Origin of the sequence: Halobacteriovorax sp. (genome assembly GCF_048381875.1) — a bacterium.
Lineage (GTDB): Bacteria > Bdellovibrionota > Bacteriovoracia > Bacteriovoracales > Bacteriovoracaceae > Halobacteriovorax_A > Halobacteriovorax_A vibrionivorans.
Genome location: NZ_JBLXBP010000004.1, coordinates 117,285 through 130,310, shown reverse-complemented (window position 1 = coordinate 130,310; position 13,026 = coordinate 117,285). Strand labels below are relative to the sequence as shown.

15 protein-coding genes are annotated in these 13,026 nt (G+C 33.9%); 1 reads left to right on the top strand and 14 read right to left on the bottom strand.

From position 1 onward, the window contains the following. Positions 1-47: 47 nt before the first annotated feature. From efp to ACN5L8_RS13055, 11 genes are all read right to left on the bottom strand, one after another. Positions 48-620 (bottom strand): elongation factor P, encoded by a 573-nt coding sequence (gene efp, locus ACN5L8_RS13105; RefSeq protein ID WP_114706144.1) that lies wholly within the window; start codon positions 618-620, stop codon positions 48-50. Positions 621-629: 9 nt separating this feature from the next. Next, the gene (locus ACN5L8_RS13100; protein ID WP_120404045.1) at positions 630-1,064 is read right to left on the bottom strand and encodes a type II 3-dehydroquinate dehydratase; all 435 of its coding nucleotides are present in this window, start codon (positions 1,062-1,064) and stop codon (positions 630-632) included. Continuing rightward, positions 1,057-1,917 (bottom strand): tetratricopeptide repeat protein, encoded by an 861-nt coding sequence (locus ACN5L8_RS13095; protein WP_114706142.1) that lies wholly within the window; start codon positions 1,915-1,917, stop codon positions 1,057-1,059. The genes ACN5L8_RS13100 and ACN5L8_RS13095 overlap by 8 nt, the downstream gene beginning before the upstream one ends. Further along, positions 1,918-3,723: a type IV pilus secretin PilQ gene (gene pilQ, locus ACN5L8_RS13090; protein WP_419173248.1), complete on the bottom strand. Its 1,806-nt coding sequence runs from the start codon at positions 3,721-3,723 to the stop codon at positions 1,918-1,920. A gap of 68 nt (positions 3,724-3,791) precedes the next feature. Then, positions 3,792-4,253 carry a hypothetical protein gene (locus ACN5L8_RS13085; RefSeq protein WP_419173247.1) on the bottom strand — a complete coding sequence of 154 codons (462 nt, stop codon included), beginning with the start codon at positions 4,251-4,253 and terminating at the stop codon, positions 3,792-3,794. Then, positions 4,250-4,879, bottom strand: coding sequence for a type 4a pilus biogenesis protein PilO (gene pilO / locus ACN5L8_RS13080; protein WP_419173246.1), 630 nt, complete (start codon positions 4,877-4,879; stop codon positions 4,250-4,252). Before pilO ends, ACN5L8_RS13085 begins: the two co-directional genes overlap by 4 nt. Before the next feature lie 26 nt (positions 4,880-4,905). Beyond that, on the bottom strand, positions 4,906-5,538 hold the full coding sequence (locus ACN5L8_RS13075; RefSeq protein ID WP_120404040.1) for a PilN domain-containing protein: 633 nt from the start codon (positions 5,536-5,538) through the stop codon (positions 4,906-4,908). Continuing rightward, positions 5,535-6,707 (bottom strand): type IV pilus assembly protein PilM, encoded by a 1,173-nt coding sequence (pilM, locus tag ACN5L8_RS13070; RefSeq protein WP_120404039.1) that lies wholly within the window; start codon positions 6,705-6,707, stop codon positions 5,535-5,537. Before pilM ends, ACN5L8_RS13075 begins: the two co-directional genes overlap by 4 nt. Before the next feature lie 63 nt (positions 6,708-6,770). Further along, positions 6,771-7,544 (bottom strand): prepilin peptidase, encoded by a 774-nt coding sequence (locus tag ACN5L8_RS13065; RefSeq protein ID WP_419173245.1) that lies wholly within the window; start codon positions 7,542-7,544, stop codon positions 6,771-6,773. Next, the gene (locus tag ACN5L8_RS13060) at positions 7,544-8,311 is read right to left on the bottom strand and encodes an ABC transporter permease (RefSeq protein ID WP_120404037.1); all 768 of its coding nucleotides are present in this window, start codon (positions 8,309-8,311) and stop codon (positions 7,544-7,546) included. Before ACN5L8_RS13060 ends, ACN5L8_RS13065 begins: the two co-directional genes overlap by 1 nt. Further along, positions 8,308-9,165: an ABC transporter ATP-binding protein gene (locus tag ACN5L8_RS13055; RefSeq protein ID WP_419173244.1), complete on the bottom strand. Its 858-nt coding sequence runs from the start codon at positions 9,163-9,165 to the stop codon at positions 8,308-8,310. Before ACN5L8_RS13055 ends, ACN5L8_RS13060 begins: the two co-directional genes overlap by 4 nt. A 47-nt stretch (positions 9,166-9,212) precedes the next feature. Between ACN5L8_RS13055 and ACN5L8_RS13050 the strand changes: the two genes are divergently transcribed. Further along, positions 9,213-9,863, top strand: coding sequence for a hypothetical protein (locus ACN5L8_RS13050; RefSeq protein WP_334677742.1), 651 nt, complete (start codon positions 9,213-9,215; stop codon positions 9,861-9,863). Positions 9,864-9,885: 22 nt separating this feature from the next. Here the strand turns inward: ACN5L8_RS13050 and ACN5L8_RS13045 are convergent, their stop codons facing one another. From ACN5L8_RS13045 to ACN5L8_RS13035, 3 genes are all read right to left on the bottom strand, one after another. Continuing rightward, positions 9,886-10,452 carry a type IV pilin protein gene (locus ACN5L8_RS13045; RefSeq protein WP_419173243.1) on the bottom strand — a complete coding sequence of 189 codons (567 nt, stop codon included), beginning with the start codon at positions 10,450-10,452 and terminating at the stop codon, positions 9,886-9,888. 199 nt (positions 10,453-10,651) lie between these two features. Beyond that, positions 10,652-11,866, bottom strand: coding sequence for a type II secretion system F family protein (locus ACN5L8_RS13040; RefSeq protein WP_120404033.1), 1,215 nt, complete (start codon positions 11,864-11,866; stop codon positions 10,652-10,654). An 8-nt stretch (positions 11,867-11,874) separates the two neighbouring features. Further along, positions 11,875-13,014 (bottom strand): type IV pilus twitching motility protein PilT, encoded by a 1,140-nt coding sequence (locus ACN5L8_RS13035; protein WP_120404032.1) that lies wholly within the window; start codon positions 13,012-13,014, stop codon positions 11,875-11,877. Positions 13,015-13,026: the final 12 nt, after the last annotated feature.

Sequence of the window (13,026 nt, the reverse complement as noted above, 5' to 3'; positions counted from 1 at the left end):
GAAAATCTAAGAAAAAAGGGCCATAAAAATGACCCTTTATAAGAAAATTATTTGTTTACTCTTTCCACGTAATCTCCGCTTCTCGTATCAATTTTTAGGATCTCTCCTTCTTTGATAAACAGAGGTACATTTACTTGAAGACCTGTTTCCATAACGGCCTTTTTAAGTCCACCTTGAGCTGTATCACCTTTAAGACCAGGGTCTGTTTCTGTAACTTTTAATTCAACAAAATTCGGTAATTCAACAGAAATAGGCTTGCCTTTATAATAAAGTAGTCCTACTTTAATACCTTCTTGTAAATAATTTGCTGAATCATCGATATATTCACTAGCTACATGAATCGTTTCATATGTAGATTGATCCATGAAATTGAATCCATCTGGATCTGCATAAAGATATTCTACTTCTTTTTCATCTAGATCTGGCTTTAGTGCTCCAGTAGCAACACCTGATTTAAAAGTTCTCTCAATTACTGCACCAGTTTCAAGATTCTTAATTCTTAACTTGTAAAAAGCTGAACCTTTACCTGGATTTGTGAAATCACACTTGATGCAAACATATGGTTTGCCGTCGATTTCCATTTTTAAACCTTTTCTAAAATCAGTAGTTTGATACTCCATAAAAACCCTTTAAATTAGTTGAGATAAAATAGCGAGAAAATAACCTTTTTCTTTTAAACCTTCTATCACAGCTGTTGAGGATTTTGCAGTAATTTTATTACTTCTAAATTCCTCTCGTTGGTTAGTATTAGACAAATGTACTTCAACAACCGGGCACGAGAGAACACGCAGCGCGTCCAAGATTGCGATACTTGTATGAGAAAAAGCAGCTGGATTAATGATTACTGCTTTGTATGAAGCATTTGATGCTGCTTGGATTTTTTCAATAATCTCTTTTTCACCATTACTCTGAAACCATTCGACATCAACCTTGTGGCCAGCATTTTCAAGTCTCTTATTAGTTAAGTCTTCAATTTCTGTAAGACTGTACTTTCCATATATATCAGGTTCTCTAGATCCGAGAAGATTCAGATTAGGTCCATTTATTACTAAAAACTTATCCATTTAATACTTCACTACTTCTTTTTTTGATATATGAATCAAAAAGATCAAAGGCCATTGTGAGTTTATCTAACTCTTGCTTTGGCTTACTTTCTAATTTTTTCGCACTTGCTTCAAAAGCGGCCATTAAACTATCATGGCCAGTGCTAGCATCGTTTTCATGCTGAAGCTCATCAAGTCGCATCTTGATTTTTTGGTCATCTGGATTTTCTTGAAGTGCTGAACTTAAAACTTCAATTGCTTTTTGTTTTGCACCTTGCTTCAAGTACAGATCAACTAAAGTGTGGCTAAAGAATTGAGGTGTATTTGTTTCTTGTACTTCCTCAATAACTTCTTCAACTTCTGGTTCTTCTTTAGGTACAAGACTTAAAGTATTCCAGCTTTCGATTTCATTATCGAGATTGGAAATATCAAAAGTCTGCTGAGTAAGATCCTCTTCTTCTAGACTATCAAAGTTGTCATATTTTGAAACAAATTCACTAGCTTCCTCATCTCTTGGAGAGATAAATAAAACGCGCTTATAGGTATTTAAAGCTTCAAGAATGAAATTTCTACGAAAACAAACTTGAGCAAAAGTTTTTAAGAACTTTAAGTTGTCACCATTAAGATTCAATTGAGGCTTTAGTGTTGTATAAGCTTCTTCAAGTTCATTTTCTTCGAGTAGGATTTGACCATAAATAATGATCGCTGCACCGAAATTAGGATGAAAAGAAATTCCTCTTTTTAAGATTCTTAATGCTTCATCTGTCATTCCAACTTTTCGATAGATTTCAGCAAGAGGAGCAAAGGCCCTCGAACGAGGGTCTTTATCTAATTGAGTTTTATATTTTGTTATAAGAGTTTTATAGTTTTTCATTTATAAACTACTTGTAAGTCCTGCACGATCCTGATTGATAATACGAGGAGTCATGAATATAACAAGCTCTGTTTTTGAAACTTGTGGATTATAAGGAGTTCTAAATAGCCAACCAACAATTGGCATGTCTTTTAAATAAGGTACCCCTGAATGTGTTTCTAGTTTTGAATAACTATATAAACCACCTAGTACAATCGTTGATCCATTTTCAACAAGTACATTTGTTTTAACTTCTCTTTTCGCTTTATCAGGCGGTGCTCCAGCAGCCGGCGCTGTCCCAAATTGTTCTTTTGACAATTCGACAGTAAGATCAATTGCACCATCATTTGAAACCTGAGGAGTTACTGCTAAACTTAGCTCTACAGATGTTTCCTTGAAAGTAATAACAACGTCTTCACCTGTACCTTGTCGCTCTTCAAATGATGTCGTATCAGTTGAAATAATTTCTGCTTTAACATTATTTTTTGCTACAACTCTAGGAGTTGCAATAATTTTCCCTTTCGATTCACTTTCAAGTAATTGTAATTGAAAGTCTAAATTGAATAATCTTCCAAATCTTGAAATGCTTAAGCCCAAGAGATTTCTCGCATTTTCCCCTGCGGCAGGAGCACTAGAAAAGCTTAACCCAGGACCAGAGATTGCTGTTGTACTCGGGGTTCCTGTTAACTCTGTGGTCGGTGGAATTTGCCCTACAGGGTCATAGCCAAAGTTAAGACCATTTTGAAGACCAATTTGTTTCTGATATCCCTCGTTTACTTCAACAATTTTTGATTCAATTAAAACCTGTGGAGTTTGTCGATCAAGTAAACTGACTATCTTAGCGATTTTTTCTGTTACTTCTAGAGTATCATTTATAATCAAATTATTAGTTCTATCGTCAGCTATAATAGATCCTCTATTTACTGTTACATAATCCTTTAATAGTCCAGTAAGATCTTTAGCTTTTGAGTAGGAGATCGGTAGAACTTTAGTTACAAGAGGCTCTGCTACTGCTTTTACCTGATTTGCATCTCTTTCTTTTCTTCTTTCTTCTGTTGCTTGTGCCAACGTTTTGATTGTTAAGATAGCTCCGTTTTTCTCTGCAACCAATTTATTAATTGAAAGAACGGTATCTAAGGCTTGATCCCATGGTACATTTACAAGATTTAACGAAAGTGGATGAAGCTCAGCAACTTCATTTGTCATTATGATATTAAATCCAGATGCATCTGCAATAAGATCTAAGATATCATTTACCTTCATATCCTTTACGTTTAATGTAATTTTATTTCCAACATACTTTTTTTGACCAGAAAGAGTTAGATTCTCTAGAATATCTTCTAAGCTTGTCGACTTCGGTTTAAGAACCTTGGCCGATTCGTTTTCCTTATCGTCTTCAAGTCTTGCAACACTGTTATCTTCTGTAGAAGTACTAGCAAAGGCACCATAACGATTTTCAAATATTACGCTAGCAGTATTTCCCGAAGTTTGAGTCTTTGACCTTACATTATCTCGTAACTGAACAATCACTCGTATTTGTTTTTTATTTCCTGGTTGCTTAAAGGCTGAAACAAAAACTACACTACCGGAGAATTCAGAAGTATCAAATGCTCTAAGTACACGGTCTGTCGAAACAGCATTTTCAATGTCTATTACAACTTGCTTGTCTTTTACAATCTGAAACTTTTTGATTTTGAAGTCTGAATTATCAAAATTAAAATTTAGATAACTGAGATCATTCTTTTGTTGAAAGTCTATCATATTTAAATTTGCACCAAATGCTGCAAATGAAAACAAGACTACTATTACATATATTATTTTCTTCATTTTTACTCATCCTAAGTAAAATAGTTATATAATTATCTTATCATATTTTTGAATTTTAAAAAGTTATATCAATCCGATAGTGGAAGAATCGTTTCTAAATATTCTTCTTCATCATATACATTAATAATTTTCTCAACTAATACCACACCACCAGGAAGAATTGCCTTAACCTCTACTTGGTCTGGTCCTATCTTCATTCCCTCTTTTATAATTACAACTTCACGCTTCTCTGCAGCAGCACCATTATTCTCATTCTCCTTCTCGTCTACTTCAGTAACAATTGCTCTAGGGTTTTTCCCCATAAATATCCCAGTTACGCGAAGTCGATCAATTCGAAGATTGTCTGTTGATAATTTATTAGTAAAACCTTTAAACTTCTCTCGTCGAGTTCTTTTTTGTCCAAACTTTTTACGATATTTAACTTTAAAGGGATCCCTAATACTACGAGCTGAATTCAGATCTAAAGATTGAGAATATATCTCAACTACAGGTAGAGCGAATAGAAATGTTATCATTAAAACTTTAATCATTTCTTCCTCTTTTTACGTTTAGGTTTTACTTTCTTTTTTGAGCTCGCTTCTTCAATGCGACGTTCAATCTCTTCAATTCCACGATTCTCACGGTGATTAGAATTATAGATATAACTTTCAATCGTAGCTGCTAAATTAATAATTTCATATCTCGACTTATTTGTTTTTGATATTTTACTTAGATTAATATCTCTAACATTTAAAATTCTTTCCTGTTTTGAAATATTTTCTAAAAGTAATAAGAATTGAAGATATGTCCCCTTTCCTGAGAAAGTATAGAATTTTGTAATATAAAAACCATTCTCTTCTTGACCACTTGGGATAATCTGTACTTCTTTTATCTTTAGAGACTCCCCAATTTTTTTAATTAAATTAATACTCTCGTTATCACTAATATCTTTAGGTAATCTTCTTTGTGTCTCTTCAAGCTTCTGAGCGACTATCTCGATTTCTTCTTTTTTACGCTCTACATCCTTCTCATAATCTTTAAGCTTTTTGAGCTCTCTTTTTTTCTTATTAATCCTAGCTTCAAAACTTTGTGCTTCATTTTGCAACGCTTCTCTTTCTATTTGTATTTCACTATATGCTTCATATGTTAAGAAACAACCATAAAGAATTAATAACAAATATAACTTATTAACAATTGATAGCATTAATTTAGATCCCCATAAGATTGTATTTTACCCTCAATTGTAAAGCTCTGAAGTGTAACTGTTTCACCATATAATTCGTCTTGAACTTCTTTAAGTTCCTTCATTCCAAAAGTTTCACCAGTAAAGTTCCCTCTAGATATAAAGTATTCTAACTCCTTCACATTATTAACAAAGTCACCAACTGAAGAGAATGAAATAGATTCTCCTTCAATTTTAATAACACGATCTTTATCTATCGATAGTTGATTAAACCAAATATCATCATTTAACGAACTAGATAATCCTCTTAACACCTTATAAGGGTTAGACTTTTTAGACATAACCTTCGCAACAAGCTCTTCACGAGACTTCAGCTCTTCAATTCTTTTCGAAAATGCATTCATTACTTCATTTAAGGAACCATATGAATCCACTTCTTTTTTAACTTTATTATATTCACTACGAGCTTGTGAAATCTGCGCACGAAACTCTTTGTTCTCGTCTTTGAAACCAGGTACAACATATCCCGTTAGGATATAATAAATTAAATAGCCAATAACTAGAGACTTCTTATTAACTTGATTTAAGTCAACACCTAGAACAACCGGTAGTTCGAATGGTTTCTTTTTCTCTAATAAGTTAATTTCTATCATTTAGGAAACTCCCTTATTGCTAAACCAAACGAAACAACCCCTTCATGGGCCATATCAGTTAACTCCTCATCAGAGAACTTACTTTCATCAAATTCAATTTCATTAAAAGGGTTTAATACATTAACATCGACTCCAAAAGAAGTTCGTATTTCTTCCAATAGATTAGGTAGCCTTACGGATCCACCTGTGACAGTAATATCTTTCAAAGAATCATCAGAAGTTGCATTTATGTAGAAATCATGAGCTTTCTTAAGTTCATTTACAATAGACGAATTAATTTCATTAATAATCATTAAGACATCATCTGGTACTCCGCCTCCAGCTGACATCTTTTTCAAGTCTTCAGCTTCAGCAAATTTTACACCTAACTGTCTTTGTATTTCTTCAGTAATACTTGCACCACCGAGAATAATCTCCTTCACAAAGACCGGTACACCTTTTTTTAGAACAGTGAATATGGTCGCCTGTGAACCGATATCGATAAGAAGTCTCGAGGGTATTAAAATTTTGGTTGAAGTCCCTGCAGACGTTCCTTCAAAGACTTCAGATTCTTCATCCTCAAGTTCATCATCGTTTTCTACCGCTTCTTCACCTGCTAGTTCAAAAATATTAGTAATTGCAAGAGGACAAAGGTCGACAACTTTAACAACCTTACCTAAAGAGGTTAAAATGGAACGAAATGATTCAAGTACATCTTTTTTAATGGCACAGACAATTACGTCTAAACCACCACCCATATTCTCACCGATTACATACCAATCAATATTACAATCTTCGACAGGAAAAGGAAGATACTGTTCTGCTTCCCATGTAACTTGATCCTCTAGCTCTTCATCCTCGCCCCCGGCAAGCTGAAGTTTTTTAATAACTGTATTTGGACCAGATAGGCCGAGGCAGATATATGGCTCAGTGATCTTTGCTTCTGCAAATGCTTCACTTAAAGCATCTTTTAATGCTTCTTCATCTTGAATTTCATCTTCAATAATCGTTGCTTCAGGAAGAGGAACTGATGCGTATTTAGTTAAGGTATAAGTATCGTTCTTTGTCGTAATTTTACTTACCTTAACTGAACTTTGACCAATATCGACACCTATTAATTCCTTTGGAACTAAACCGACCGCCTCGCGTATTTTGAATATAACATCCTGTATCTCTATATTTTTATTCATCCATGACCTATAAAAGTATTATTTTATTATACTCTGCACAGTCCAGTCATTTCAAGAAGTTATTTAAAAGAGTACGACCCCCAGCATCATTTTAAAAATATTTGGAAGGAATATTTGTATCACTGCAACAAGAATTATAAATGGGCCAAAAGCAATCGCTTGGTCTCTTTTAATAATTTTAAAGATTAAAAGAGGTAGCATTAGCACACTTCCAAAAACACAGGCAAACAACATATTGTGAATGATTCCCAAAGGACCTAGATAAATTCCTAAAACCCCAAATAGCTTGATATCACCACCACCAAGACCGACAACTCCTCTTAACTTATAGAATACAAAAGTAATTAAGTAAGGTATTGCAAAACCTATTATTCCTCCAAGAAGCCAATGCTGAATAGGAAAGAAAAATATTGCATGTATAAAGAAAATTACACCCAAATAGATATTGATTGAATCAGGTAAAATCTGATGTCTGATATCAATTACAAAATGTACTAGCAGGCAACAAGCTATAGTAAAAAAGAATAAATAGGATGTAGTTGTATGGAGTGAGATCTCATTTCCAAATAGTAATAAAGATATCACAGCTGTTAATAATTCTATTACTGGATACTGTAAACTTATCCTTGATTTACAGCTTGCACACTTACCTCTCAGTAAAATATAACTTATGATTGGAATATTATGATACCACTTTAATTGAAATCCACATTTTGGACATCTTGAGCGATCAACGAAGAATTTCTCCCCCTTAGGCAATCTCAAAATAAGCACATTAAGGAAACTTCCAACCATTGCACCAAAAATAAAAGCATAAATCTTATATAAGAGGATCATTATGCTAACTCTTTGTTTTTAAAGACTAAGGAATTAATAAAAGCTAAAATTAGGACATAAGAGATTCCATAGGCATAACTTTTTAAAAGAATATTATTTGAAACTAGCTCAGAATTAAAAACAAATGGTTTATAATTTAATAAGTTTAAGTCTGGAAGAAATAACTTATAGATCTTAATGATGAAATTAAGCCCCTCCCTGCTTTTAACAAACGTTAATTCCGATATATGTGTAACAGCATGTCCTATAAAATATATCACTACAGTATTAATAACACTCAAAGCTTTTGAAGTAATCAAACTAAAGAATAATACAATCAAAAATAATAATAATGATTCAATAATACCAAGTAACAATGAGTGAACTATCATATAATCAATTACCCCGCCTCTTGAGAGGAATGGGATCAAAGAAACACTAAAAATAAGAAGTGAAGCTAAAACAAGGACAGATGAAACACCGGCCATTTTACCAATCAAGAAGCTTACACGTGAAACAGGACGAGACAGAGAAATATATACTGTTCGGGATTCTATTTCATCAGAGAGAATATTTACACCTACAAAAACTGCTAAAATATTTGCGGCTAAAGAAGCTCCACCAAGTCCAAAGTCGATAGAAACGCGTAATATATTTCCATATGCAAACTCAGAAGTTACATAGCTCATTACCAAAATAAATAGTGAGATCCATAAAGTTAAATATAACACTCTACTTTTAATAATATCTTTAAAAGTAAACTTAGAAATTGTTATGATATTTCTCATTTATTTAACCTATAAATAATTTCTTCTAGTGAAGAAGAGACTCTTTCAATTCTTTCGATTTTCATGCCTTGTTTAAGTAGTTCATACATTTTCTTATCCTTATCTGTACTACTTACTACTAAACTCTCTAAATTATCTTCATTATAGTATTTTATGATAAATTCATTACTTGTGTTTTCTTCAACAAGTTTCTTGATTGGTCCATTATATACAATCACGCCATCTTCTAAAACAACGACATCGTCACATACCTCCTCAACATCTGAAACGATATGAGAGGAAAAGAAAACACTTACGCCATCTTTATTAACTTCCCTAATTACATCTTTAAACTCTTTTCTTCCTACTGGATCAAGGCCTGATAACGGCTCATCTAGAATAATTAATTTTGGATTATGGAGAAGAACTGAAGCAAAGCCTAGTCTTTGAAGCATACCCTTAGAATAACCTTTAATTTGTCTATCAAGAGCAAACTTAATTCTAAATTTTGTTGTCCACTTATCAATATTTTTTTCGAGATCGTTCTTGTTTATATTCTGTAGCTTTCCACAATATTCTAAAAATTCTAGACCCGTTAAGTTTTGATAGTAAAAAGGCCGCTCTGGCATATATCCGATTTGAGCATGTACTGACTCATCAAGCCAATCTTTGTTTAATATATTAATACTTCCAGAGTCTGGGCGAATAAAGCCTAAAATAATCTTTATCAGAGTAGTTTTTCCTGCTCCATTTGCTCCAAGAAATCCAACGATCTTCCCTTGAGATAAATCAAAGTTAATACTTCGAAGAGCAATAAACTCTTTGGCCCAAAAGTCTCTTTTGAATGATTTAGATATATTAGTACATTGTAACATTTGAAACCTTTCTTATTTTTATAATAATAGTATAATCATTAATGCATATGAAAAAAACAGTAATATCAAACTTTATCTTTTCAACAATACTTATCATTTGTCTTGTAACAATTAATAATTATCTTCAGTTTAAGAAACCACATAATCCCGAGTCATTCACTACGTTTTCAGCACCCATTACCAAAATATTTTCCTTTGGAAACTACCGATTTATTTCTAGTTTCATTTGGACTAAAACACTACTCGATGCAGATACCTCTCATACACCGAGAGATAGAAGATCTTGGCTTTTTTATCGATTTAAGCTCATATCCAGTCTTGATCCGACTTTTTACGAAAATTACTTACAGGGCGGTATATATTTATCAATTATCAAAGATGATATTGAAGGAGCTAGAATTCTCTTTGATAAAGGTTTAACATATTTTTCAAATGATACCTCCCTCCTGTACTACTCTGCATTTAATTATCATTTTGAGTTGAATAACTATGAGAAGTCCTTAGAGCAATTTAAAAAACTCAAAGAAATTGATCCATACAAAGTTAAGAATATCGACAGTCTTATTACAGATGCCAAATTAAGAAAAAGTAATATCAATATGAAAAGAGAAGCACTTTTAAAAATTTATCGTGAAACTAAAGACGAAGAATTAAAAGAGGCAATAAGAAGAAAACTTAAAATAAAAAAGGGGCCTTAGATGGCCCCTTACATTTATTTAATTAGTAACCAGTATTGGTATGAATTAAAGACTTGTTTTCGTTAATTGTCCAACTATCAGCTTCAGTAATGTCTGCAGCGGAGTCGGCTGAGATATAACCAATTGCACCGGCTACAAATGTCGAACCATCCGCAGATACAACAGCTGTCACTTCACTTAAGTTTGCCTGAGTTGCACTATTACCGGCAACACTTTTTCTCTGTGCAACACCTGAAATAGGATCAGCTGTACAATCACCAGTACCAGAGTTGGCATCAACAATTGCACGTCCACCTCTATCATCATCAGCTGAATCAAAACCTACTGCATAATAGTTACCTTGAGTTGGTGGAACATAACCTGCGTAATCAAGACATTCTGCGAATGCATCATAATCAGTTTGAAGTGATGTAAGCGCTGAATAAATTGCTGCTAGTTGAAGCTTAGCCTCTGAAGTTTTTGTTTTTGCTTGGTACTTCTTAAAGTTTGGAATTGCTACCGCAGATAGAATTCCGATGATGGCAACAACGACCATCAACTCAACCAGGGTAAACCCCTTCGAGTTTTTTAATTCCTGTGTAAATTTCATTTCTGTTCTCCTCGTTAATCTAATTTAGATAGATTAATAATGTTTATTGAGTTCATAAATGGAATTTAGACCCATTTTATCCCTCAGTATAACTTTACGGTATAACTAAAAAAAATCTTAACTTTATATAATATCAACAACTTAAATAGTTAACATACCAATAAATATTAACTAATTTGCCCACAATTCTTGTCTTTTACTAAGCTCCTGCTGACATAAACATTGGCAAGTAGATTGCGATCATAATTCCACCAATAATCCCACCTAAGACAACAAGCACTAATGGCTCAAGCATCTTTGTTGCTCCAGTGATGGCCTCATTAACCTCGTCCTCAAAAACATCAGAGATTTTTGCTAACATTTGATCAATTGAACCTGTCGATTCACCAACTTTAATCATTTGCGCAACCATTTCTGGAAAGTAGTCAATCTTACTTAATGGTTCAGTTAACGTCTTACCTTCAACAACCTTTTTTCGTACTGTTTTGATATCATTTGAGATAACACTATTATCAATCGTTTCAATACAAATTTCTAAGGCATCAATAAGGGCCACACCTGAACCAAGTAGAGTTGCAAGCGTTCTTGAAAACTGAGCAAGACTTCCTTTAATAATTACATTTCCAAAAGCTGGAACATTCATGGAGAACTTATCAAATAAAATCTTACCTTGTGGTGTTTTCACAAAGTAGGTAAAAAACATTGAAGCAGCAATTCCAAATAAAATCATTTTTCCAGAATATTCTCCGAAGAAATCAGAGGTGTCGATGACAAATTGAGTAATCCAGGGAAGGGCTTGACCAGTATCTGTTAGCATCGAAGTAAATTGAGGAACAACATAAGTAATAAGACCCCAAACAACGAGAGCACCGATGCCAGAAACAATTAATGGATAACTCATAGCAGATTTAATCTGCTTTTTAATCTTCTCTTGTTTTTCTAAATGTTCAGTTAGCTTTGATAAGATCTCATCTAAAATACCACCAACTTCACCTGCCTTAACGAGGTTACAGTAGAGATTATCAAATCCTTGCTGCTTACGCATACTTTCAGCAAGAGTATTACCTTCAGCAACATCCGTTGCAATATTTTTAATAGCATTTTTAAGAGCGGGATTTTTTTCAGATTTGTAGATAATTTCTAATGATAAAATTATCGGTACACCTGCATTAATCATAATTGATAAACGCTTAGTGAAATTCATTAATTCTGCTGCACCAAAGGCCGAGCCTATTCCCTTTTCGATTAGCCAAGCATTGATATCAAATTCAAGAATTGATGGTGGAATAATTTTTCGGACACGATTACCTTGAGCGCGCAAACGCTTCTTTGCATCTTTCTCACTATTGGCCTGAATTTGACCATTAGCTTTCTTTCCATTTTTATCGAGTCCTTCCCATTTATATAGTGGCATAACTTACTCTATCTCTCCTTAATACCAAGTTGTGGACCTAGCTCTTCTGGGTTTGTTGAATAAGACATTGCTGTTTCAACATCAATGGCACCTGAATCGACATGCTTCTTTATGGCCTGGTTCATGGTTGTCATTCCCGTTTTATCCTGTCCAATTTGCATCTGAGAATAAATTTGGTGCATCTTATCTTCTCTAATTAGATTTCTAATGGCAGAAGTTGGTCTTAAGATTTCAAGGCAGGCCACTCGACCTGGCTCATATGTTTTTGGAATCAGCTGCTGAGAAACAATCCCTTGGAGAACAAAAGATAAAAGAGTTCGAACCTGATCTTGTTGATCAGATGGGAAAACGTTAACAAGACGATTCATTGTTTGAACACATGAGTTTGTGTGAAGAGTACCAAAAACTAAGTGACCAGTTTCTGCAATTGTTAAAGCCGCTTCAATTGTTTCAACATCACGCATCTCACCAACGAGCACAATGTCCGGGTCTTGTCTTAATAAACCCTTTAATGCATTTTCAAATGAATGTGTATCTCGACCAATTTCTCTTTGGTTCACAATACTCATTTTATGTGGGTGAACAAATTCAACAGGATCCTCAAGTGTAACAATATGTGCAGGCTCAATTTCATTGAGACGATTAATCAGTGCCGCAAGTGTTGTTGACTTCCCGGAACCAGTTGGACCAGTAACGAGGAAAAGACCATTAGTTACATCTGTCATCTCCATTAAAACATTTGGAAGATTTAGAGCTTTAAAATCTGGTACAGCACTTGGAATTAACCTAAAAACGGCCGCTACACCACCTTTAGAATAAAATATATTCGCACGAAATCGAGCTAATCCTTTAATCCCAAAGGCCAAGTCGAGTTCTAAGTTCTTTTCAAATTCGTTTCTTTGCTCTTCTGATAAGATTTGATAGATCAAAGCTTTACTTGTCGAGGCATCGAGGGCCGGAAGCTTTACCCGAACAATATCACCATTTACTCTCATTGCTGGAGCCGTTCCCGGTGTAAGGTGTAAATCAGAGCCACCGTTATCGACCATTAACTTAAATAGTTGCTGAATCTTTAGCGATTCTGTAATTGCAGCACCACCTGCATGTGTTTCGGTCTGAGTTTTTGTTTGTGTACTATCGTTACTCATCTTTTGGTTCCT

Coding starts and splice junctions, on each gene's coding strand:
- efp (WP_114706144.1), bottom strand. CDS start 620: ATGGAGTATCAAACTACTGATTTTAGAAAAGGTTTAAAAATGGAAATC.
- ACN5L8_RS13100 (WP_120404045.1), bottom strand. CDS start 1,064: ATGGATAAGTTTTTAGTAATAAATGGACCTAATCTGAATCTTCTCGGA.
- ACN5L8_RS13095 (WP_114706142.1), bottom strand. CDS start 1,917: ATGAAAAACTATAAAACTCTTATAACAAAATATAAAACTCAATTAGAT.
- pilQ (WP_419173248.1), bottom strand. CDS start 3,723: ATGAAGAAAATAATATATGTAATAGTAGTCTTGTTTTCATTTGCAGCA.
- ACN5L8_RS13085 (WP_419173247.1), bottom strand. CDS start 4,253: ATGATTAAAGTTTTAATGATAACATTTCTATTCGCTCTACCTGTAGTT.
- ACN5L8_RS13075 (WP_120404040.1), bottom strand. CDS start 5,538: ATGATAGAAATTAACTTATTAGAGAAAAAGAAACCATTCGAACTACCG.
- pilM (WP_120404039.1), bottom strand. CDS start 6,707: ATGAATAAAAATATAGAGATACAGGATGTTATATTCAAAATACGCGAG.
- ACN5L8_RS13065 (WP_419173245.1), bottom strand. CDS start 7,544: ATGATCCTCTTATATAAGATTTATGCTTTTATTTTTGGTGCAATGGTT.
- ACN5L8_RS13060 (WP_120404037.1), bottom strand. CDS start 8,311: ATGAGAAATATCATAACAATTTCTAAGTTTACTTTTAAAGATATTATT.
- ACN5L8_RS13055 (WP_419173244.1), bottom strand. CDS start 9,165: ATGTTACAATGTACTAATATATCTAAATCATTCAAAAGAGACTTTTGG.
- ACN5L8_RS13050 (WP_334677742.1), top strand. CDS start 9,213: ATGAAAAAAACAGTAATATCAAACTTTATCTTTTCAACAATACTTATC.
- ACN5L8_RS13045 (WP_419173243.1), bottom strand. CDS start 10,452: ATGAAATTTACACAGGAATTAAAAAACTCGAAGGGGTTTACCCTGGTT.
- ACN5L8_RS13040 (WP_120404033.1), bottom strand. CDS start 11,866: ATGCCACTATATAAATGGGAAGGACTCGATAAAAATGGAAAGAAAGCT.
- ACN5L8_RS13035 (WP_120404032.1), bottom strand. CDS start 13,014: ATGAGTAACGATAGTACACAAACAAAAACTCAGACCGAAACACATGCA.